This is a genomic window from Ignavibacteriales bacterium (assembly GCA_016700155.1).
GTDB lineage: Bacteria > Bacteroidota > Ignavibacteria > Ignavibacteriales > Ignavibacteriaceae.
Genome location: CP065001.1, coordinates 1,173,447 through 1,196,112, shown reverse-complemented (window position 1 = coordinate 1,196,112; position 22,666 = coordinate 1,173,447). Strand labels below are relative to the sequence as shown.

General features: G+C 36.9%; 18 protein-coding genes. 6 read left to right on the top strand and 12 right to left on the bottom strand.

The window, feature by feature from the left end; translation table 11 throughout:
• Nucleotides 1-11: 11 nt before the first annotated feature.
• Nucleotides 12-1,376 (bottom strand): DUF4139 domain-containing protein, encoded by a 1,365-nt coding sequence (locus IPM56_04885; protein ID QQS37294.1) that lies wholly within the window; start codon nucleotides 1,374-1,376, stop codon nucleotides 12-14.
• 641 nt (nucleotides 1,377-2,017) lie between these two features.
• Here IPM56_04885 and IPM56_04880 point away from each other — a divergent pair.
• A complete protein-coding gene (locus IPM56_04880; protein ID QQS38226.1) occupies nucleotides 2,018-2,953 on the top strand; it encodes a YitT family protein in 936 nt (311 codons plus the stop codon).
• Here IPM56_04880 and IPM56_04875 read toward each other — a convergent pair whose 3' ends face one another.
• The 4 genes from IPM56_04875 to IPM56_04860 all read right to left on the bottom strand — a co-directional run bounded on the left by IPM56_04875 (nucleotide 2,954) and on the right by IPM56_04860 (nucleotide 8,443).
• Nucleotides 2,954-3,571, bottom strand: a complete 618-nt coding sequence (locus IPM56_04875) for an energy transducer TonB (protein QQS37293.1) — start codon at nucleotides 3,569-3,571, stop codon at nucleotides 2,954-2,956.
• A complete protein-coding gene (locus IPM56_04870) occupies nucleotides 3,568-5,589 on the bottom strand; it encodes a GWxTD domain-containing protein (GenBank protein ID QQS37292.1) in 2,022 nt (673 codons plus the stop codon). Before IPM56_04870 ends, IPM56_04875 begins: the two co-directional genes overlap by 4 nt.
• Nucleotides 5,590-5,709: 120 nt before the next feature.
• Complete coding sequence (locus IPM56_04865) at nucleotides 5,710-7,599, bottom strand: TlpA family protein disulfide reductase (GenBank protein QQS37291.1); 1,890 nt, start codon at nucleotides 7,597-7,599, stop codon at nucleotides 5,710-5,712.
• Between the two features lie 70 nt (nucleotides 7,600-7,669).
• Complete coding sequence (locus tag IPM56_04860) at nucleotides 7,670-8,443, bottom strand: AMP nucleosidase (protein QQS37290.1); 774 nt, start codon at nucleotides 8,441-8,443, stop codon at nucleotides 7,670-7,672.
• A gap of 145 nt (nucleotides 8,444-8,588) precedes the next feature.
• Here IPM56_04860 and IPM56_04855 point away from each other — a divergent pair, with 145 nt between their 5' ends.
• Nucleotides 8,589-9,233 carry a hypothetical protein gene (locus IPM56_04855; GenBank protein QQS37289.1) on the top strand — a complete coding sequence of 215 codons (645 nt, stop codon included), beginning with the start codon at nucleotides 8,589-8,591 and terminating at the stop codon, nucleotides 9,231-9,233.
• Between the two features lie 4 nt (nucleotides 9,234-9,237).
• On the opposite strand, the gene IPM56_04850 is transcribed toward IPM56_04855, so the two are convergent.
• The 5 genes from IPM56_04850 to IPM56_04830 all read right to left on the bottom strand — a co-directional run bounded on the left by IPM56_04850 (nucleotide 9,238) and on the right by IPM56_04830 (nucleotide 12,778).
• A complete protein-coding gene (locus tag IPM56_04850) occupies nucleotides 9,238-9,684 on the bottom strand; it encodes a hypothetical protein (GenBank protein ID QQS37288.1) in 447 nt (148 codons plus the stop codon).
• On the bottom strand, nucleotides 9,662-10,195 hold the full coding sequence (locus IPM56_04845; GenBank protein ID QQS37287.1) for a TlpA family protein disulfide reductase: 534 nt from the start codon (nucleotides 10,193-10,195) through the stop codon (nucleotides 9,662-9,664). Before IPM56_04845 ends, IPM56_04850 begins: the two co-directional genes overlap by 23 nt.
• 2 nt (nucleotides 10,196-10,197) lie before the next feature.
• Entirely contained in the window at nucleotides 10,198-10,800 is a 603-nt protein-coding gene (locus tag IPM56_04840) for a thioredoxin family protein (protein ID QQS37286.1), read from the bottom strand.
• Nucleotides 10,801-10,938: 138 nt separating this feature from the next.
• On the bottom strand, nucleotides 10,939-11,253 hold the full coding sequence (locus tag IPM56_04835; GenBank protein ID QQS37285.1) for a DUF4286 family protein: 315 nt from the start codon (nucleotides 11,251-11,253) through the stop codon (nucleotides 10,939-10,941).
• Nucleotides 11,254-11,269: 16 nt separating this feature from the next.
• Nucleotides 11,270-12,778, bottom strand: coding sequence for an SLC13/DASS family transporter (locus IPM56_04830; protein QQS37284.1), 1,509 nt, complete (start codon nucleotides 12,776-12,778; stop codon nucleotides 11,270-11,272).
• Nucleotides 12,779-13,002: 224 nt separating this feature from the next.
• On the opposite strand from IPM56_04830, the gene gatB reads away from it, so the two are divergent.
• Nucleotides 13,003-14,463 carry an Asp-tRNA(Asn)/Glu-tRNA(Gln) amidotransferase subunit GatB gene (gene gatB, locus IPM56_04825; GenBank protein QQS37283.1) on the top strand — a complete coding sequence of 487 codons (1,461 nt, stop codon included), beginning with the start codon at nucleotides 13,003-13,005 and terminating at the stop codon, nucleotides 14,461-14,463.
• A gap of 29 nt (nucleotides 14,464-14,492) precedes the next feature.
• The gene (lepB, locus tag IPM56_04820) at nucleotides 14,493-15,428 is read left to right on the top strand and encodes a signal peptidase I (GenBank protein QQS37282.1); all 936 of its coding nucleotides are present in this window, start codon (nucleotides 14,493-14,495) and stop codon (nucleotides 15,426-15,428) included.
• 65 nt (nucleotides 15,429-15,493) lie between these two features.
• Here the strand turns inward: lepB and IPM56_04815 are convergent, their stop codons facing one another.
• Entirely contained in the window at nucleotides 15,494-18,721 is a 3,228-nt protein-coding gene (locus tag IPM56_04815; GenBank protein QQS37281.1) for a TonB-dependent receptor, read from the bottom strand.
• Between the two features lie 125 nt (nucleotides 18,722-18,846).
• Between IPM56_04815 and IPM56_04810 the strand changes: the two genes are divergently transcribed.
• A complete protein-coding gene (locus IPM56_04810; GenBank protein ID QQS37280.1) occupies nucleotides 18,847-20,277 on the top strand; it encodes an insulinase family protein in 1,431 nt (476 codons plus the stop codon).
• Nucleotides 20,274-21,641 carry an insulinase family protein gene (locus IPM56_04805; GenBank protein ID QQS37279.1) on the top strand — a complete coding sequence of 456 codons (1,368 nt, stop codon included), beginning with the start codon at nucleotides 20,274-20,276 and terminating at the stop codon, nucleotides 21,639-21,641. Before IPM56_04810 ends, IPM56_04805 begins: the two co-directional genes overlap by 4 nt.
• Here IPM56_04805 and IPM56_04800 read toward each other — a convergent pair.
• Complete coding sequence (locus IPM56_04800) at nucleotides 21,630-22,646, bottom strand: hypothetical protein (protein QQS37278.1); 1,017 nt, start codon at nucleotides 22,644-22,646, stop codon at nucleotides 21,630-21,632. The two genes, IPM56_04805 and IPM56_04800, sit on opposite strands and share 12 nt — an antisense overlap.
• Between the last annotated feature and the right edge of the window lie 20 nt (nucleotides 22,647-22,666).

Here is a 22,666-nt window from a genome sequence, read left to right as displayed (position 1 = left end):
AAAATAAATTGTCAGTACGAATACCTAACTCTAAACTTCAGCACAGTTTCACCATCAGCTTTAACAGGCACTTTGAATGTGATGTTCTGTGAGTCTTTCTTTTCATAGTTGATGGATGAGCTTAGTACTTCCCAGTTAAGTCCTAATCCCCTTTCGACTTCTATCACTACATCTTCTTTTTTCCTGTTCCTGAATTTCAAATCATAAGCCTGTTCGCTTACACGGTCGGTTATTCTTTTGTTTTCTGTCTGTATTTCTTCCGCGACTATATCAAACGCATCACCGATTTTAAGTTTTAGTTTTTCGTTCTTTGGTGTGTGGTCAATCATATCTTCACCGATAAACTCTACTGATTCACCATCCGATTTATATACTCTTACTTTTCCTTTAGGCATCGGCACACCAAGGTTATTGCCTTCTTTGTTTTCAAATTCAACAATTACATTTACTTTGCCTGCTAAGCCCGGGTTATAGTAGTAGTTTGAACCGCTTTTGTAAAAATATTTTTTTACTACACCAACATTGCCTGCTTCAAATAATGAAATCTGTTTTGTTTCGTTGTTGGCAAGTGTTGTTGGTCTTTTAAGATCGTAGATGTGATATTCAAAAAATTCTTTTTCACCAAACTGATCCTGGCTTACGGATTTTTCCATATACATTCCGTCCATTCTTCCGGTTTGAGTTTGAATGTTCTGAACAAGGTTAAGATTGCCTGCAACTAATTTTAACTTTGCATCTTTATAAGTTGTACCTGAATTATTTTCAACACTTACCCAGCTATTGAGATCGATTTTTGTATCATTGCTGTTAAGCACCGCGACGTATTCTGCATGCCAGTTCATTCCTGCTGTCTGGTATGAGATTTCAACATCCTGTTTGCCTGATGAGTTTGAATTAACCAGCCATACAAGTGTGGGTTTGGTTATCAACCCTTCAGGAAGCGAACCAACCGAGAATCTGTACTTGGTAAGATTTGGAAGCATTACAAGTCCGCCGTCTTTTTTCTGAAGAACAACCTGTCCCGCACCACCAGATAAAAGTTTTCCTTCAATCAATTCACTTGTTTCGCTTATAAGCTGAACATCTTTATCAATATACTTCTGCACAATTTTATCGAGGCTGACGAGATCGTACTGGTAGTTCTGTTCAATCACTTCACCGTTAAGTTTTATGTGAACGCTTGTTGGATCGATGTACTGCGCGACGTCTGTTACGGATATGTTTGACACGCCTGATTTGAGATCAAGTTTTCTCTGGTCTTTTACCACGCCGAGGTTTGCGTTATAAACTGTTACCGCGAGTTTCTGTTCCTGTGCTGATGTTATTCCGATGAAGGATATAACAAGAATTAATGTTACAAGACTTTTGAGTTTCATTTTTGGTGTACTCCTTAGTTAAATGATTTTGTGTTTTGATACTGTACAAAGTTAAGGAATGTTTCGGCATTTAGCATATTCCGTTTTTAATAGTTCATCAATTTTGGGTATGAGATTTCTCCCTACGGTCGAAATGACAATCGTTTAATAGCGTGCTGGGGCGAGCTTTCGAAATGACAATTTACTTTTACCTGTCATATCGAATCCCGTCATTCCTATTTCGTTCAAGGGGTGAGATATCTCTTTATCTTTTTCTTAATCTTTCTCTTCGGTGAGATTTCTCTCTCGCCTGATGAAATCCAGGGCTCGTTCGAAGTGACAAATTATTTTTACCTGTCATATCGAATCCCGTTATTGCTATTTCGTTCAAGGGATGGGATATATCTTTATCTTTTTCTTAATCTTTCTCTCCGATGAGATTTCTCTCTCACCAGATGAAAACAGGGGTTCGTTCGAAATGACCGGTTACTTTTATTTTTATACTGATTGCTTCATTGAATGTATGTGGATAATTTTACGGGAGTTTTTAATAAATGCTGTGATAACAGCCGGGACGTATTTTCGATCGGTAATATTTTAAGAGGTAAAAGTCTGACGCAGCATTAATATTTTGCTGCGTTTTTTTATAGAAAGATAGAATGATGAGTAGTTCAAAGTTAAAGAAGCAGGCGATAATTGATTATTTCTTTTTGACAGTCGGTGCCGCAATAATGGGAATCGGTATCGGCGTATTCCTTGTTGATGCAAGGGTTGTTCCCGGCGGTGTAAGCGGTCTATCGATGGCGATACATTATCTTTCCAACAATACAATTCCCGTCGGTGTGCTGATTTGGGTTTTAAATATTCCCCTGTACTTATGGGGAGTAAAGGAACTAGGTAAACAATTCGGCGTAAGAACTTTTTATGCTTTTACTCTCAACGCTTTCTTTATTGATTTCTTCAGGGGTGATATACCTGTTATAGATTTTGTAAAACTGCAGGAAACCGAGACAATAAAAAATATTTTTCAGACTGATTTTCTTTTTCTTATTGTTATTGGTGCCGCTCTGCTTGGTGTCGGACTTGGAATTGTGTTTAAGTTCAGAGGAACCACCGCAGGTTCGGATATTGTAGCAGCGATAATGCAAAAACGTTACGGCATCAAACCGGGGCAGGCAATTATGATAACCGATCTTTTTGTCATCGCCATTGCAGGATTTATTATCGACATAAAAGATCTTTCTCCGGACAGACCCGCCGCGGTGCTGACAATGTACGCAGTTTTTCTTCTGTTAATTTCAAGCCGGCTGATTGATGTGATTATGGATGGATTTGATTATGCACGTGTCGTTTATATAATTTCAGACAAGCATAAAGAGATTGGTGAAAAGATAATGTACGATCTTAGCCGCGGCGCTACAGCATTAAAGGCACGCGGACTTTACAGGAATGTTGAACGCGAAATTATTTTTACAATTGTTACTATGAAGGAGTTAAGTCAGCTTACGCAATTGATAAAGGAAGTTGATCCGGACGCGTTCGTGATTATTAATAATGTGCACGAAGTGCATGGGCAGGGATTCAGGCGAAGGATCTGATCAGTTGAAAACGTATTGTTTGTCTGTCCAGAATTCTGTTTTCTTTCCTTTAATAACGAGCGGCTGCCATTTGGATTTATAGACTGCATCAAGAATATTTTCCAGGCAGTCACCGCAATCAAGTGAACTTGAAACTATTTTATGCTCTTTCACCAGCCCGTCTTTATTGACCAGCAAGGAAAGTTTGATGCTGCCATTAATTTTTTCTTTTTTACCGGGAATTACTTCAAGTATCTGTCTCGCTGAAAAATTATAACCGGGTTGAGTTTCTTCATTAACATTTTCCTCATTACCATTGTCGCCTATGAGTGATGCAGTTTCAATATCGGTTAATGCGGTTTCAGTTTCATCAGCCAATTCAGGTTCAATGGATTCTACTGCGATCTCCGGAGGATTATTCTCTGATACCTGCGAAGATAATTTCTCCCCTGATAATGATTGATGAGTAACCGGAATATATTCGACCGGTATGAAATTATCAGTCGTTGTTTTAACTACTATTTTTTTTGCGGAAGGTTCAGGCGTAAAAAGAAAAATACTTATAACAATCACGATACTTATGACAAATGAAATTGCCAGGTTGCGATTGTAATTATATTTACCTGCAGATGTAATCATTTTATAGTCAGCCTGGATTTTGTTTCTGCGGAATCATCCGAATTTATATCACGTAAATTTATTGTGAGTTCATACTCTCCCGGTTCATAATCCCTTAAATCTAACTGCAGGTGTATTTCTGTATCTCTTTCCGATGAAGTAATGACAGAGGAAATTGAAACACTTTCATCATCAGATTGTAACCCGGTAAAGCTAAGTATTGATCCGAAAATTTTTCCGACAGTAAATTCCTCATCGGATAAATTTTTTAGCGTGAAAGTCTGTTCAAAACTGTAATCGTTATTTCCTTTTGTGAGATTGTATACTTCGTAGTAAATGTAAAGTCCATCATCCTTTGAAAATGATAAAGTGGGCGAAGGCAGTAAATTTATATTCTTCCGTTTGATAAATGTTTTGTCAGTTTCATCGAACTTTACTGATACCGCAATGAGCAGATCACTTGCTGAAAGTTTTTTACCGGAAAAATTCCTGACAGTATATCCGCCGTGATTACTGGAGACACCTTTATCCTCTGTTCGAAGAATTTCAAACGCAAGATTTCCCGTACCGGGCTTAAGTACAAGTTCAGCGGTATTAATGTTTACGGAATTCTGCCGGTAAGTTCCGGATGAAACACTACTCCTTTTCTCATAAACTTTTTCAAATGCATCGTTGAAGAAGAAAACTCCTCTTTCATGATTTAGATAATTTTCTGACGACAAAGAAAGTGAATCAGTAAATTCATAGTTGATGTAAATGTCTGTCATGGATTTGTTCTGCTCACTTCTGAACTGAACCGTATTTAACGCGACCTGGAATGACGGACCTTCGTATTTTGGAGTGTACGAATCATAGTACTTCCGCTTAAGTTCATTAACAAACTCAAATGTGTTCCCGCTGAATTGAGAACGTACACGATCAATTGGCGACGATGGAATGTTATAAACATAATCACCGGAAGAGTATGTATCGGTAAAACCAAGCACCATATTTTTGTAGTACCATACTTCGGTTTTAACATTGAATGAACCCCAATCAACACCGGGTCTTATTCTCATGGTTTTTTGTGGTTCACCATATCTCATTATTATCTCACCCCTGTCAGTCAGCCATCCCGGTTTTGAATTATTTTTCAAAGTGAAACGAAGGTTTGATGTAATTATCCTCGCATAGTGTTCAGTCAGCCGTTCATTGTATTCTGTAAGGTAAAGAGGATCACTGATAGACCAGTAGTATTCAAACAAATCCTGTTGTTCCGATATATCATAATTTTTGATTTTATCTTTCAGAACAGGGTCAAGCAGTTCAGAGACAGTTTTGATCCTGTACTCAGTTTTCAGATCATAAGGCATCAGACTGAATGCATGAAGAAATTCTTTATTGGCGTCTTCTATTCTTGAAAGGTTATAAAGGATCAATCCTTTATAAAGAAAAACCTGGAATGAGTCAGGATAAATTAATTCCAGGCTTTGTATTGACTTGAGTGCGTCATCATTCTTATCAACAGATTCATAAAGCACAGCCAGTTTAATGTTTGCGTCATAATTTTCAGGATCGATTGAAATAACTTTTTTATAATTTGATTCTGCAAGTTCAAAGTCTTCCATAGCATAATCATTGAACTCAATAATTATATTATCATCGAATACTTTTACTGAGTTCAGCCATTCATAAAATTCACGTTCACGGATTTTAGCAAGTCCAAGTAAGGCGCTTGTATTTGAGCTGTCGATTGAAAGTACACCGTTATATTCTTCTTCCGCAGTTGTGCTGAAAGCATCTTCAAGCAATGATGCAAGTTCCAGCCTGTATTGAATATTACCCGGTTCTGAGTTGATTGCTTTACGAAGATAATCCCTGGCAAGTGTCCGGCTTTGCGGTGTGTTTTTATTTACATTCTCAACCGCAAGCTGATAATATTGATTTTGTGCCGAAGATGAATCTTCGTACAACGGGTTTGCACACAGCGGACGTACATCACCAAACAAAATCAAAAGAACTGCTGCAGCCGGTATTATATTTTTTATTTTCAAAAACATGTCGTTGAATACATCTCCGCCGGAAATGTAAATAAAAGAATCCGGACTTTCCAACCTCAAACTATGCACAAAAAAAAATCCCGCTCAAAGGCGGGATTTATCAAAATAATTTCTAAAAACTTATAAGAGCATTCCGATCATTGTGCTTAGTTCATCGACCATCACATCCGGGTTGCCGTTGAAACCAACACTTACAAACCTTGTGTTACCTGCTTTATCGATAATGAACTTAGTTGGGATCCCAGTAACCTTGAATGATTCAATTACTTTGTTATCAAGATCAAGAAGAACCCTGAAAGGATATTTTGTTTTACTGATAAAGTCCACAGCGTTTTGTTCTTTATCAACAACATTCTCCCATGAGTTGATGAACAAAAACTTTACGTTGTTATTGTCTGAATATTTTTCGACAGCCTTCTGCATTCCGGGGAAAGACTGGAGGCAGGGTCCGCACCACGTTGCCCAAAAATCTATAATAACAACTTTACCTTTTAATTCTTTTAATGAAACCTGTTTCCCTTCAAGATCGGTAAGTTTAAAATCCGGAGCGGGAGTCGACACCATATCTTTTTTTAGTTTATCGATCATCAATTCTTTTGCAAGTACTTCAAAGCTTGAAAGATACTCATCAAAGCCGGCATCGCTGCCCCTGTCTTTTACATAAGCTGTCTTCAAAAGATTTTTCATTTCAACAGTGCCTGTACCCTTTTTTATATGACTGCTTATCTCATCAATCGCCTCTTTATTTTTTCCAAGATCAATTAATACTTTTGCATATTGTTCATTGATTGATGATTCCTTTCCTTTTGTTAAAGCGACCGCTTCTTTAAGACTTGATTCAGCTTCAGTATTATTGCCGCCATCAGATTGAAGTTTACCAAGTGCACGAAGATTTAGACCAAGTATGTATTCACGGTCTTCTTTCCATTCATCGTGACTGTAATATTCGGGTTTCTCTCCTTTTGGGTTCTTAACATCTTCCCTGTTTCGTTCAACTCCAAGTTTAATAATTTCCATTGCTATTTCGGGTGATGCTTTTTCATCGATCATTCTGTTAACAACCGCATAGAAGCGGTAACCTGAAGGTTTGTTCTTATTAGCTTTGAGATATTCATACGCCTCATTATACTTTTTTGAATCACGGTAATCATTAGCTATAAGATCATACAGGGTGACAATGTAATCACTTTTGGGAAAGTCTTTTTCAAATTGTGATGCTAACTCTAATTTTTTTGTAACATCTATTTCAGCCCTGAACTTTCTGTACCTGTCAGTCTGCAGTGATTTACATTGGGGATATTTTTCTTTAAGAATTGAAAGATACTTTTCTGCAATTCCTGTTTCTTTTATCCTGGAATACCATGAATAAAGCGCTTCAGTTCCATACTCATCATCAGGATTTGTTTTCTCAAATTCCGTGAGTTCAATTTTTATCAGGCTGTCGCCTTTTTCCTTTTCAGTTCTTGAAAGAAATTTAAGGTAATCATCGATGTATTCATGCTTAGCATCCGGATATGCTTTTAACTCATCATCAATGAGTTGTTTGACCATATCATTATCCGGCTCAATATCAGCATAGTAACCCCAGGAATAGGCACCGCCGGCTAATGCAATGCGGCTGCCTTTCAAAATTTTTCCTGAACCATCATGCAGATTTATTACGAATCCCTTTTTGTTATTGTTATCAGATTCCTGATCATGCCGGAATTTAATAACAATTCCGAGTGCCGATTCATCAGGTTTGAAATTAGCTGTCCACCCTTTTTCTTTCCTGTTCATTGGAACTTCGATAGTGTTAATAAGTTCTTTACCGTACATGTAAGCGAACATTCTTATTCCGGGAACGTCTTTAAACATTGTGCTATCGGGTAAATACATTACGTTGATATTATCAGAAGACTGTGGTGAAGCCGGTGAATATGAAAATTTTCCGTTGAATTTTAATTCTTCACTGCAGGAAAAAAAAGTTATTGCAGCAATTAGAATAATTAAGGATTTAAAAAGTTTCATCTTTCCCTCTGGAATTTTGTTTTTAAAAATTTACCGGTTTGTTTAAATATTATTATTCATTTAGACTGACTTAATACTTAAAATGTTTAATGAACTCACCTTTTTCTTCAATATCAGTCATCGCCTCAATTCCTATCTGTAAATGAAGGTCAGAATATTTTTCGGTAACAAGTTTATCTGATTCTTCAGTCTTTACACCTTCGGGCACCATCGGCATATCGGAAACAAGAAGCAGAGCGCCCCTTGGTATTTCATTGACAAGTCCCACTATAAAAAGTGTAGCGGTTTCCATATCAATACCTATCGTGTATAATCCTTTTAGATATTTTTTGAAACTACTATCCCATTCCCATACACGCCTGTTGGTTGTGTAGATTACTCCTGTGCGGTACTCAAGTCCGCGTGAGGCAATTTTATCCGATACGAACTTATGTAATTTGAATGAAGGCATCGCAGGAACTTCTTTGGGCAGATAGTCATCACTCGTACCTTCTCCCCTTATCGCCGCAATCGGAAGAATGAAGTGTCCTAACTCAGTTGAACGTTTCAGTCCGCCGCACTTACCAAGAAAGAGCACACCTTTCGGTTTTTTTGCGACCAGCAAATCCATAATAGTTGCTGCGTTTGCTGAACCAATTCCAAAATTAATTATTGAAAGCCCATGTGAATTGGTAGCAGTCTGCATTGGTTTACCAATGCCTTTAACATCACATTTAAACTGGTCTGCAAATTTTGTTACATAGTTATGGAAATTTGTCAACAGCAGGTAGTCGCCGAATTCGTCAAGAGAAGTGCCGGTATAGCGTGGAAGCCAGTTTTTGGCAATATCTAATTTTGTCCGCATTTATTTCTTCATTTTGTGTGATGCAAAATAATAAAATGTTCAGGCATATTTCAGCAAGTCAGGTGATAAATATTCGCACTTGAAATTGAGTTGTAAATAAATTTAAGTTGGATCGTGATTTTAATATTTAGAGGGGTTAATTCAATTGAAGACTTTAACAAAGTGTTTTATTGTTTTTATTTTGGTGACTGCCGGTAAAGTGCAGGGACAGAATTTAAATTATGAAACCGGAGACAACAATTCCGGCAATCAGGGATCAGCAGAAAATTTTTCCTTATGGGCGAACGGCGGCTACAGTTTAGGATTTACAAACTTCTCAGATACTGATTTCGGTTTGGGATTCAACGGTACCTTAACATTTGAAAAAGACAGGAACTTGTTCTCGTTCAGTTATCAGAAACTTTATGAACTTGCCTTATTTAGTTATCATTCAGAAACCATTCAATCCTTTCAATTAAAATACGGTAGAGCGAAAGAATTTAAGATGAGGGGTTTATTGCTTCCGTTTCCTTTTATGCTGTTAATTAAAAAGGATTTTAATTATAAAATTTTATGGCGTGCGGGAATTGCGTACAATTTATATCAAAAAATTCCTGATGCTGAAATTGAAGGGCATTTAATCAACTCAAATAAATCTGAGCGCAATACATTTGTTAGTATTCCTCTGGAAATAGAATTTCGCCAGGATATAACTGATTTTTTAGGATTAGGAAGCGGTTTATTTATTAATCTGCATGATAAATATCCATCGGGCGGATTTATTTTTAATATCTATCTTGGAAAATTCTGAGGTGTTAATACCTGCTTAACTCTATACTGACTTTGCCTGTAAAGTCATTCAATTTTATTCTGATCAGTTCGGGCACATTTCCGTCAATTGTAATTATCGTCCTGCTGAAATCTTTGGTGAAGCGCGTGCTGTAAATTATTACATTATTCCGGCTCCAGATTTCAAGGTCAACGTGTCCGCTTTTATGATCCAGAAGTGAAAATGAAAGGTAGTTAGTTGTTGCGTTAAAGTATGTGTAATCGATTTTTGAAAAAGTGATATTTGAAGCATTGATCTTGAAGGTGTAGTAGTCGATATAACTTTCCTGCACGGGTTCGTTTATATTGCCGGCAGGATTACCGGGAGGTACTATCTCCTCCCGGCAGGAATTTAATATAAACGCCGTACAGATCAGGACAAGTAAAATTATTTTTTTACAGATAATCATATCATTGATTAAGAATTTTTTCAATCTTCTGCTGAAATGATTCATACGTTTCAGCACCTGTTATAAACTCAACAAGTTTCCCTTGCGTGTCATAGATGGCAGTCGCCGGAATTGCTCCGTTCCATTCTTCACTGATGAATCCGATAACTTCATCACTCTCCTTTTCCGGAATAACAAATACAGGAAAGTTTACTTTTTGTTTTTCAATAAACGGAATAACGTTTGAATTAATTTCTTTTATAAGATCGACACTTAAACTCAAAAATTCAACATCATTGTTTTTATTGTTTTCAGCGAGTTTAACCAGGGCAGGAAATTCATCGACACAAGGTTTGCACCATGTAGCCCAAAAATTAATAAAAAGAATTTTGCCTTCACGATTATTAATTTTTCGCTTAAGATCGTCAAGTCCCATTACTCCGACTGATAAATTATTTTTATCAACATCGGTTGAGTTTTTCCCATTGTTTGATTCACAGCCGGATGAAATAAAAAGAAAACCTGCTGCGCACAATATCAGCAGAATTAATCTCAAGGTTATACCCGCTTAATTGTACAGCCGAAAGCTTTTGTTTTATTTACACTCACTTTTTTCCCTTGAAGGATTTCATTCAAAGCATTTTCCAGATCCTTAGCAGAAACTGATGATGCATCACGGCTGTCATCAATTCTTCCGTGATAAACAACATTAAAGGAAGGATCAAGTACATATACCTCAGGAGTAAAACTTGCTGAGAACTTATCAGCAATAACATTATTTTCATCTTTAAGAACCGGGAAACCGAATTTATTTTTTTCTGCGTGGGATTTTATTTCGCCGACACCCTCAGCTTTATTCGAGTTAATACCAAGTATGGTTATATCCTTATCTTTATAGTCCATGTACAATTCAGCCATACGGGAATTATAAGCATTTGAAACCGGGCATTGAGTGGAAACAAATATTATCACGATCGCTTTTGATTTTTTGTAATCATTAAGGGAATGAGATTTTCCTTCAACATCTTTTAAAGTAAAGTTTTCGACTGAGCTAATATCACCTGCAAAGTTTTTATTTAAGATGACGGAATTTTCAGGCATGTAAACAAATCCTAAAGCAACAAACGCAGCGAATACGACAAGCATAACAGTTTTTTTCATCACAAAGACTCCTTTTTTTATTTCCGATTTATTTTTTTTGTAGGATAGCGAACTTTGGTTACAAGATGTTAAAACTTAGATGTTTTGTAAAGGGAAAAAGTTTGAACGGTTTAAAAAATATTCTGTCTTGAGTATCATTTATTCTTCTTTGATCTCTTCCATTATTGCTCTTGCCGCCGTAAACTTTCCGGGAAACTTTAATGAATGCTCTTCTCTTAGCCTGTTGGCTTCTTTCTGAGCATATGCCACGTAATCATCAATTGTTTTACACTTATAATGAACGATGTAGGTTGATTCATCGGGCAAGCCCGCGGGAATTGATACTTTATAAAATTTGTATTCATAAAAATATCCCGTTGCCATCACGTCGGAAAGGTGTATTTCGTTCATCCATTTTTTCCACTCAGATTCTACATCCTTTTTTACACTGATAGTAACGCTGTAAAGTATCATTTCATCCGCCTGAAAATTATTTGATAATGGCCCAATCAGGAAAGTCATGCAGTGAAAATAAAATTGAGCCAAGTAAATATACAAGTAAACTGATTATTATTACCGAAGTAATATTAAGAATAACTCCGGCTTTAACCATATCGATGATCTTCAGTTTTCCGCTCGCAAAAACAACAGTATTTGGCGGAGTTGCAACAGGAAGCATGAATGCCATTGACGCCGACAATGCCGCGGTTATCATAAGCATTAAAGGATTTAATCCTATGGCTACCGAAACAGATGCTACAACAGGAAGTATCATCTGAGCGGTTGCTGTGTTGGAAGTAAGTTCAGTCAAAAAGTTTATGACTATTGCTGTAGTAAGTACAATCAAGACAGGCGATAAATTTTGCATACCATTAAATTGAGCACCGATGAATTCTGATAACCCAGTGCTTGTAAATCCTTTTGCCAGAGCAAACCCTCCTCCGAACAACAAAATAATACTCCATGGAACTTTACTGAAAACTGTCGAATCGAGGATTCCGCTCTTTCCTGCTTCGTTACTCTTCGAAGGAATAAAGAACAGGCTGGACGCCATCATCACAGCAATTATTCCGTCATCAATGAAATCGGGATTGGGTAGAATCAATGACCAGCCGGGAATTTTTGCAAATCCAAGATTCAATTCTGTTCTGAATATCCACAGCAACGCAGTAGTTAGAAAAACCATCCCGACACTCTTTTCATCAAAACTTATTTTACCGAGTTTCTGGTATTCATCATTGATCAGATTTTTTGATATGGATAAATTTTTATCGGATACAAACTGAACTCTGGTCAAAAGGAAATAAGTAAAGAATAAAAGTATTATTGTTACAGGCAGGCACAGCAGCATCCAGGTTCCGAATGAAATCTCCGGGGCTTGTGGAAAGAGTATGCTAAGGATTTTCACAAACGCCAGATTCGGCGGAGTTCCGATTAATGTAGCTATGCCGCCAATACTGCATGCATATGCGATTGATAGCATGAGTGATTTTGAAAAATTTCTTGTACGTTCTGTCCCGAATGCAGCTTCAATTTTTGCAATGATTGACATTGCGATTGGCAGCATCATAACAGCTGTTGCTGTATTTGATATCCACATTGATAAAAAAGCAGTGGAAAACATAAATCCAAGTATTATGGAGTTAATACTCGCTCCGAACATTGTGATAATTTTTAGTGCAATTCTTTTATGAAGTCCGCTGTTTTCCATTGCAATAGCAAGCATAAATCCGCCGAGAAAAAGAAAGATCACAGAGTTTATATAAGCTGATGCAATTTCCTCTCCTTTCATCAAACCAGTCAGAGGGAAAAGAATCAACGGAACAAGTGATGTCGCGGCAAGCGGAATAGCTTCTGTCATCCACCATATTGCCATCAGGAGCGCGATAGCCGCCATTTTTGTTAAAGCCGGATTTCGATAGTCCAGCTCAACAAAAACCAGAATAAATACAGCAGCAAGTATTCCGATCCATAGTCCGGTCTTTTGAGATGTGCTCATAAAGTTGATTTGCAATAATGTTTTCTATTTGAAATTAGTTATTTCGGGTGTAAGAAAAAATCGTTGACTGAATCGATGTAAATCACCTGAATAATTTCTGGTCAAAATTAAGTGACTATAAATCGTCAGTTATTAAATCTTTTTATCATCAAAGATTACTTACTATAATTATCTTTTCCTCATATAATCAATCTTTCATATATTTGACTTTCAAAATAGACTATATGGATTTTAATTCTAAATATGAAGCGGTGATCGGGCTGGAAGTACATGCTCAGCTAAACACCAAATCTAAAATATTTTGTTCATGCTCAACTCAGTTTGGAAATGAGCCGAATAAAAATGTCTGCCCGGTTTGTCTCGGACATCCGGGAGTATTACCGGTTCTGAATAAACAGGTAGTTGTATCTGCCGTACTTTTAGGATTAGCATGCAACTGCGATATTTCCGGAAAGTCAGTTATAGCAAGGAAAAATTATTTCTATCCTGATCTTCCAAAGGGATACCAGATATCTCAATATGAAGAACCGATTTGTCTTAATGGTCATCTGGAAATTTCCACTGCGAACGGTCTACGAAAAATTGGTATAACGAGAATACACATTGAAGAAGATGCCGGCAAATCAATTCATGATGCAGACAGTACATTAGTCGACGTTAACCGATGTGGTGTTCCTTTACTTGAAATAGTAAGTGAGCCTGATATTAGAACAGCCGAAGAAGCCGCAAACTACCTTATGAAACTTCGGCAGATAGTACAGTACCTTGATATATGCGACGGAAATATGGAAGAGGGTTCGCTTAGATGCGATGCAAATATTTCTGTTAGGGAAAAAGGTTCACAAACATTCGGGACAAAAACCGAAATAAAAAACATGAATTCATTCAGGAATGTTGAACGGGCAATTAATTTTGAAATTGAACGTCAGATCGATATGGTTGAGAATGGTGAGCAAGTTATTCAGCAGACTCTTTTGTGGGATGCCGATTTAAATGAAGCTCATCCAATGAGAAGTAAAGAAGACGCTCACGACTACAGATATTTTCCCGAACCAGATCTCTTCACCATCATCGTAAATGAAATATGGAAAAATGAAATTTACAGAGATCTGCCTGAACTCCCTGATAAAAGAAAAAAAAGATTTGTGAAAGACTTTAATCTGCCTGAATATGATTCTGAAATATTAACTTTATCCAAACCGCTGGCTGATTACTACGAATCGGTTATACGGGAAACAAACGACTACAAAAGTGCCAGCAACTGGGTAATGGTTGATGTGATGAAAATCTTAAATGAAGAAAAAATTAATATCACCGACTTTAATCTTCATCCGGAACGTTTGGGTAAACTGATAAATCTTATTAATGACGGAACGATCAGTAATAAAATTGCGCGTGAACTTTTTCCTGAGCTGATAAAATCAGGTAAAGAACCCGATGTGATAATTAAGGAAAAGAATCTTGGACAAATATCAGACATAAATGTTATTAGCCGGATCGTTCAATCCACTCTTGAAAAAAATGCGACTGAAACTAACGAATATATAAACGGAACAGAGAAGATTTTTTCTTTTTTTATCGGAAAGATTATGAAAGAAACATCCGGTAAAGCAAATCCAAAAATGGTTAACGAAATTCTCAGGCAGCAGCTTGAAGCACTCAAAGCAGAGCATAATAAAAAATAAAATAACTGTTACATAAACGGGAGATTAAATTGTCATTTAAAAGCGGAATGAAAAGATTCTTTGGAATTAAAACCGAAGAAGAAGTGAATAAAGTAAAATCACCAAAAGAAAAAATTAAAGAGTTTTTCGAATCACTCTTGTTTGCGGCAATTGCGGCATTCTTCATTATTACTTTTGTAATTCAGAATACAAGAATACCAACAGGCTCAATGGAAGACACGATACTTGTCGGTGACTTTGTTCTTGTAAACAAATTTATATTCGGTGCTTCATCGCCAAAATATATTCCGTTTACGGAAGTGCAGCTCCCCTACTTCACATTGCCATCACTTAAGGAACCAAAAAAGAAAGACATAGTTGTGTTTGAATATCCCGGGGACAGGGATCAGCTTCAGGCAAATGAACTTGGTGTTAACTATGTGAAAAGATGTATTGGTGAACCGGGTGATACAATTGCAATAGTAAACAAGGTTGTATTTGTAAACGGACAGGAATTCTGGATTCCGCCTCACATAAAATATCTTTCACCGAATGTTCGTCCCAAAGGCTATGTTGAACCAAGAATATTTCCAAAAGGTAAACCCTGGAATGAAGATAATTACGGTCCCCTTGTTGTACCAAAAGCAGGTGATGTAATCAAACTAAATGCGGCAAACATCGAAGAATGGCGCACAATTATCGACAGAGAATTTGGTAAACGTGTAGTTGATGTAAGACAGGGGATTGTTTATATAGAAGGCAAACAGGTTGATTCCTACACTATCAAAAAAGACTATTACTTCATGATGGGCGACAACAGGGATGATAGTCTCGACAGCCGCTTCTGGGGTTTTGTACCAAGAGATATGGTTGTTGGAGAAGCATTTATAACATTGTTTTCGTGGGACAGAGAAATTCCGTTCTCGGAATTGTTTAAGCTTTTGGGATCAATAAGACTTGACAGAGTTTTAAAACTATTGCACTGACCAATGAGTTTAGCTAATAAAAAAGCCCCCGATATCCGGGGGCTTTTTTGTTTAAGAACTGAATTTTAGAAAGTGTACCTGATACCAAACTGAGCCTGCCATCTTGATTCAAGATTAAGCGGTGCAGCAGGATCACTTGTATTATTCAAAGTATATCTTGCTTTGCCATAATTTGGTCCCTGGGTTGTTTCAAGGCTGTGGAATGACAATGGTGCAATATTTTGATTCGCAACTTGCTTCTGCCATCCCCATTCATCGTTGATAAGATTAAGTACATTCAGTACATCAAATGTGAATTCGATATTATGTCCGCTGAATGTTCCAACCTGCTGGCTGATTCTCAAATCAATCTGATGAGTCCAGGGTTCACGTGCGCCGTTTCTCTCTGACATCTTTCCTTTATTATCTTTCAGGTAATCATCATTGTTGATGTAGTTGAAAAGAGTTGCATAAGCTCCATCGGTTTTGGGCAATTCAACTCCTTGTGAGTTAACAAGGATAATGTCATTCTCGTCACGGGGAATATAGATGAGATCGTTATCTGTTTCACCATCACCGTTAACATCGCCGTTAACAAAGTATGAGAAAGGACGACCACTGTAACCATTATAGAAAATACCAAAGTTCGTCTTTAAACCCTGCACACCCCAGTCCAATGTGTATGAAATGGCTGCAAGAATTCTATGACGTCTGTCATTTACCGAGAATGTAAGCACCGGTAAATTAGGATCACCCTGATTCGGATTAAATCTCCAGGATGAACGAGCCTGTGCACTTACACCGGAGTTAACATCTTTAGATAGTCCCCAGGTGTAAGCTAAGTTACCATAAAAACCATCGGTAGTAGCTAATCTTTGAAGCTGAACTGTAATATTAGCATTCTCACCCTGGCTCGTATTCGTAAGCAAGTAGACGCCGGTAAAAGCACTGCTCACACGATTAACGGAGAATCTTCTTGTTCCGGCATTATAAGTTCCCCAAACCTCGCGGTCTTCACCTACGATCATACCATTTGGTGTTAATCCGCTGTTTGACTGTTGCCCGGCTAAATTAAGGTTTTTGAAGAATACATCATTCTGTGTAATTGAATAAACACCTTCAAGAGAAAGTACAAGGTTGTAAGGTAATGTATGATCTATTGCAAGATTAGATCTTACAATTGAAGGAGCTTTAAAATTACGATCCGTTAGATTAACCTCAGCTGTGGGTAAAGTAGTAACTCCACCTGTAAACTGATTATTTACATCTGATATGAAACCTGTTGGTGCTGTTGTATTAGTATAGAAATCAACACCGGTATTGCTGTATTGATTAGAAACCCATACTGCTGGGAAACGACCGGAGAAAACACCAACACCACCGCGCAACTGAGTATTTCTTTCATCATCAAGCGCCCAGTTAAAACCAACTCTTGGTGAAACATTAACTGTAGTTTTAGGTGGTTTGTCAGTACCGATATCCATTCCTCTCTGCTGTACGAAGAAGGTATCAATCCTTGCATTGAAGTTTGGTTCATCCGGATAAATGGGGACATCGAACCTGATACCGGCAGTAAGTCTGAACTGTGGTGAAACAGCCCATTCATCTTGCAAATAAAATCCTAACTGATTTGCGCCCCAGTTAGCATCCTGTGTTGGATTGGATGTAGCCGAATAGCGGTATTCATATGCTGCAGGTCTAACATTATTTATGAAATCAGCAATTGAGTTATATGTATACACACCAAAGTTTCCGGGAATGAACAGGTTTCTGAACTTGAAGAATTCAATTTTTAATCCGGCAGTGAATGTGTGTTCACCAGTGAAGTATGAAAAGTTATCCGTTAATTCTACTACATCCTGTTCAAGAACATTCTGATGACGGAATTGTTCTGAACCAAGAACCAGTGTCTGGTTACCCGGATCGAGTTTGGATGGATCTGCGGTTCTGATATACAATGTCGGGAAAGGACTTCCTTTATAAGTCGGTTCATCAACCTGTCTTACATAACCGATTATAACTTCATTGGAAAATCTGTTACTGAACACACTCGATAACTGTAAAGCTATTGAGTTTGTTGTGTTATCAATAAAATATCTGCCATAGTCAGAATAAAGATCTGTTAATCCTCTTCCTCTTGATGGTGTGTTATCATCAGTAGCATTGAGATAATTCCAGCGAGCGGTGAGTTTGTGATCCTGACCGAGGTTGTAATCAAAACGCATAAATATTTTATCGCTTTGTCTTTCAAAATTCATCTGATCCCATGCACCCGGGTCATAACCATATGTATTCTTTAAATGACTTGTCAAAAGATTTAATGAATCCTGTGAAACTGTAAAAGCATTAGTACTGAATCTTTGATTACCGAATGTTCTTGTTAATGGTTGTTTGTAGCGTGTTATTTCCCCATTCGCAAAGAAGAATAATTTGTTTTCTATAATCGGTCCGCCGACTCTGAAACCAGCCTGGTAGTCAGTGAACTCAGCAAGTTTTGTTTTATTTGTGTCAGGACTTTTACCAACAAAATCCTGGTTTCTTCCGAAATAAAAACCTGAACCATGATAGAAGTTGGTACCACTTCTTGTAATAGCATTAATACCTGCACCAGTAAATCCACCTTGTCTGATATCATATGGAGAAACAGCAATCTGGAATTCTTCAATAGCATCAAGGCTTATTGGAGTAACCCGCGATTGGCTGCCTGGTGTTGTTCCGCCAAGCCCGAACAGGTCATTATAATTTGATCCGTCGATCTGTATGTTGTTGTATTTGCTGTTTCTTCCTGCTGCATTTGAGCCGGAAAATAATGGGGACAATTTATAATAGTCTTCAAAACTTCTTGAAATGGTTGGAAGTTTATCTATCTGGTCTCTTGAAACGTTAGTTGAAGCGCCTGTTCTTCCTTCGCTGAGTATTGGGTTCTTTTCAGCAATGATTGTAACATCTTTTAGTTCAACTGCAGTTTCCGGCAGAATAAAATCAACTCTGAGAGTCTGACCTAACTCAAGAAATTGTTGTTCCAACTTTTGAGTTGTATATCCAACGTACGAAACAGTAATGGTATAAGGTCCGCCTGTCCTTAAACCTAGCAGATTAAACTTACCGTCATTTCGTGAGGTAGTTCCGTACTGTGTTCCGGACGGCATGTGCTCAATAATTATTGACGCTGCCGGAAGAGGATCACCGTTTTTATCTGTAACAGTTCCACTTATTGCCGCCGTTGTTAATCCCTGAGCAAAAAGCCCTGTAGTAAACAACATTGTAAAAAGTGCAATGAACAGAAGATGAAATCTGGTAGAAAATAATTTCATTTTTTCTCCTGGTTAATTAATAGAATTGGTTGATTAGTGATAAGATTTATTTGATGAAATTTTTCGAACATTATTGCAGAAGTTTATTTAAAAATGACAGCCAAATATCATTTTAAAGACTATCTATGTCAAGCAAAGTTGCATCATTTTTAAAAATTAACATTCAGTTAATAAGCGCGATTCCAAAAATATTTTGTTTTCTGCCTGCAACAATTTATCCGGCGCAATCATCATTTTTTGTTTCAGAAATATTAAGTTACAAACTCAATTTTCATAAAAGTGGTATGGATATAAAAAATCTTAAAAGTAATTCAGTTAAACTGAACAACGGTTTGGAACTTATCCTTTATAAAGATTCCACAATGCCCCTTGTTGCGTTACATCTTTTATACAAAGTAGGTTCAGCAAATGAAGTAAACGGAAAATCCGGACTGGCACATCTATTTGAACATATGATGTTCCAGGGTTCACAGAATATTCCGAAGGGAATGCAATTTAAACTTGTTCAGGAAGCCGGCGGAATAATGAACGGCGCAACAAGCTTTGACCGAACAGTGTATTATTACAAGCTTCCTTCAAACCAGATTGAACTTGCTTTGTGGATGGAATCTGACAGAATGGGATTTCTCCTTCCTACACTGGATGAAGCAAAATTAAAAAATCAGATTGACGTTGTTAGTAATGAAAGACTTGAACGATACGATAATCAGCCTTACGGTTTGGCATGGGAAATAATTCATTCCAATTTGTTTCCGGAAGATCACCCATATCACTCTGTAGTTATCGGTTCTCTAAACGATATATCAAACTCAACACTGACTGATATACTGCAGTTTGCACAACAGTATTACTGTCCTTCAAATGCTTCATTAGTTGTTGCGGGTGATTATCCCGAAAATATTGTTGAGCTTGTTGAAAAATACTTTGGTGAGATTAATTCAAATGGTAAAAACTCACTTCCTAAATTTATTGCTGACTGGAAAGTGACAGGAAATAAGATCACACGATATGAGGATGTTCAGTTAAACCGGATTTATCTTGCCTGGAAAACAGATAAGATATTTTCAAAATTTGATGCACGTTTGGATATACTCGGAGAAATACTTACAGGTTCAAAAAGTTCAAGACTTCAAAAAAAACTTATCTATGAAAACGAACTGGTACAGGATATCACGGCTAACCAGTTCTCCGGTAAGTACGATGGTTACTTTTATATAATTGCGACTTTAAAACCCGGAATTGATGCGGAGCGTGTGAAAGAAATTGTCATATCCGAATTGAATAGTATAAGTAAAAACGGAATAACAGAAACTGAGTTGCAAAAGTGTAAGAATGTAACACGATCTGGTTTTATCTATTCAATTCAGAATATTGATAGTCTCGCTGCCCAGTTCAATTCATATAATTTTTATTTAGGCAGCCCGAATAATTTTGAATATGAACTCAATGAGATCGAATCAATTCAGCCTGATGAAATAAAATCAGCGGTTGATAAATATTTTTTCAATCCGTTTGTTGAATTACAAATTGTCCGCAATAAGAAAGCAACCCAATGATAGTCGACAGAGCTACTATACCGCAGCCCAAAATCCAGAATCATTTTCATCTGCCTGAAATAAAACGTCTGAAGATTTCAAAAGATGTCCCGGTATTGTTTGTTGAAAAGCACAGTCTCCCGATCATCAATTTAACTTTTATGTTTGAATGTGGAAGCAGACTTGATCCAGGAGATAAAAAAGGATTGGCTTACTTATTCAGCGCATTAATCGATGAAGGTGCCGGCAAGTACTCAGAGTTTGAGCTGCATGATAAATTTGATTTTATTGGTGCTAACTTCAGTATAAGTTGTGATGAGGACTATATCTATTTTTCACTACAATGTATGACTGAATATTTTGATGAGGCACTCGAACTTTTTGCTTCAGTTATTTTATCTCCGCATTTTACTGATGAGGCTTTTTCCAGGGAGAGAAGCAGGATTATAACAAGGATCAATCAGCAAATTGATTACCCCGATGAAATGGCTGATTTAATTTTTACTCATAAATTAACCGGGGCCGGATCAGCATACGCGTATCCCGTAATTGGATTAGCGGATTCAATTAATAATATCTCCCCTGACGACATTAAAAATTTTTATAGAAAAAATATTCAATGTTCAACACTTTCAGTTGCAATTACAAGTGACATTTCCGAATCCGTTGTGATCTCAAAGTTGAACTCCTTTTTTACGGAATTAAAAAGCGGGGATAAAGTCAGTCCGTTTAATTTTACAAACAAGCTCAGCACACAAAAAGTTATTATAGTAAATTATCCCGGGGCAGCTCAGAGCGAAATACGGATCGGAAATAAATCACCTGGCAGAAATGAACCCGGTTTTTACAGCAGAGTATTAATGAATACCATTCTTGGCGGTCAATATTCCAGCAGAATAAATCAGAATCTCAGGGAACGTAATGGGTTCACTTATGGAGCTTCTTCAATTATTAACTATTGGAAATATGATGCATTCTTTTGCGTAACCACCTCTGTCAACACAGCAAATACAGGGGCTGCAGTAAAAGAAATTTTATTTGAACTAAGTGAAATAAAAAAAGGTGTCACAGATTCCGAAGCTGAATTTGCGTGCTCAATGCTTATTAAAAAGTTCCCGCTCTTTTTTGAAACTTATAACCAGTTGAATGGAAATTCAGGAGTCTTGTTCAAGTATGATCTTCCTGATTCCTATTTTAAGGAGTACGCAAGTAAAATCGAAGCCACAGGTGTGGATGAAATAAATAAAGCAACATCAATTGTAAACCCTGACGAAGCCTTATTCGTACTTGCGGGAGATGAATCTGAGATAAAAAAACAATTAGACTTTATTAATGAAAATGATATTGTTACTCTGAATCCTTCTGACAATAATTTATTTATCTAAGCTTCTTATAATTTCAGATGGATTGATAAACTTATACCCGATTTTTCTATAGCGAACAATTTCCGGAAGAAATGCGGAATACTCCATTGCATCCAGAAGAATTAAAACCTTACCGTTGTTTCTTATCTTCTCCATTGCAGCATTAAAAGAATTTAATTTCTCTTCTATACTTGTTCCAGACGGGATAAAAAAATCTCCATACTTCAACTGACGAATACTCCTCACTTTAAATACCTCAAAAAGAAGATTATATAATTCAGGTTCACTCATATCAGAATTTTCATCAATAACCACACATACAGATTTTTGAAAATCATCAACAATTGATTTGAGTGAAGCACGCAATCTTAGTTTAGAATATCCCGCATCAAGTTTGTATTTAAGTTCGTTATTCTCATCGTTCAGAAGGATGAGTGATTCTTTACGGTATTTTAACAGCGAATCTTTAAAAGCAAAATTACTTTTTGAAGGAACTATCAATACACCAAATAGCTCTGGCGCTGATAGAAGTTCGCTAAGTTTATCATTATCAAGATTGGAAACACCCTGCAGTACAAAAGCAACGTGACCTCCTTTACGAATTATCTCTGAATCGTAATTCAGTTCCGCACTTATGAGTTCATCTTCACCGGAAAAAATATTTATTAATGTTTTACCGCCAATATTTTTTTCTTTTATAGCTATCTTCACATTTAATGAATCAAAATTATTTTTTAGTTCAACAAGTATATTAGGAATCGGGAGATCACCGGGGACTTTTAGAACATAACTCTTAACCTCAGTCTTCTTTAATAATTTTCTGGTTTTGATTTGTTCTTGGCTTATGCCAAGAGCGAACAATGATTGGAGAAATACTTTATCTGCAGTTTCAAGGGAGACTTTATTCAACTCATTTTTTGTTTTGCTGGTGAAATATTTTCCTGCAACAATATTAATGAGTAATAAAGAGATTGAGCTGATTAAAAGTATCCGAATTACTTTTTTCTTATTGAAATGATTATCCATTAAAAGAAATGTTTTCCCTC

What these genes read in the sequence shown, in the direction of transcription:
- IPM56_04885 (QQS37294.1), bottom strand. Translation starts at nt 1,376, where the DNA reads ATGAAACTCAAAAGTCTTGTAACATTAATTCTTGTTATATCCTTCATC.
- IPM56_04880 (QQS38226.1), top strand. Translation starts at nt 2,018, where the DNA reads ATGAGTAGTTCAAAGTTAAAGAAGCAGGCGATAATTGATTATTTCTTT.
- IPM56_04875 (QQS37293.1), bottom strand. Translation starts at nt 3,571, where the DNA reads ATGATTACATCTGCAGGTAAATATAATTACAATCGCAACCTGGCAATT.
- IPM56_04870 (QQS37292.1), bottom strand. Translation starts at nt 5,589, where the DNA reads ATGTTTTTGAAAATAAAAAATATAATACCGGCTGCAGCAGTTCTTTTG.
- IPM56_04865 (QQS37291.1), bottom strand. Translation starts at nt 7,599, where the DNA reads ATGAAACTTTTTAAATCCTTAATTATTCTAATTGCTGCAATAACTTTT.
- IPM56_04860 (QQS37290.1), bottom strand. Translation starts at nt 8,443, where the DNA reads ATGCGGACAAAATTAGATATTGCCAAAAACTGGCTTCCACGCTATACC.
- IPM56_04840 (QQS37286.1), bottom strand. Translation starts at nt 10,800, where the DNA reads ATGAAAAAAACTGTTATGCTTGTCGTATTCGCTGCGTTTGTTGCTTTA.
- IPM56_04835 (QQS37285.1), bottom strand. Translation starts at nt 11,253, where the DNA reads ATGATACTTTACAGCGTTACTATCAGTGTAAAAAAGGATGTAGAATCT.
- IPM56_04830 (QQS37284.1), bottom strand. Translation starts at nt 12,778, where the DNA reads ATGAGCACATCTCAAAAGACCGGACTATGGATCGGAATACTTGCTGCT.
- gatB (QQS37283.1), top strand. Translation starts at nt 13,003, where the DNA reads ATGGATTTTAATTCTAAATATGAAGCGGTGATCGGGCTGGAAGTACAT.
- IPM56_04815 (QQS37281.1), bottom strand. Translation starts at nt 18,721, where the DNA reads ATGAAATTATTTTCTACCAGATTTCATCTTCTGTTCATTGCACTTTTT.
- IPM56_04810 (QQS37280.1), top strand. Translation starts at nt 18,847, where the DNA reads ATGTCAAGCAAAGTTGCATCATTTTTAAAAATTAACATTCAGTTAATA.
- IPM56_04805 (QQS37279.1), top strand. Translation starts at nt 20,274, where the DNA reads ATGATAGTCGACAGAGCTACTATACCGCAGCCCAAAATCCAGAATCAT.
- IPM56_04800 (QQS37278.1), bottom strand. Translation starts at nt 22,646, where the DNA reads ATGGATAATCATTTCAATAAGAAAAAAGTAATTCGGATACTTTTAATC.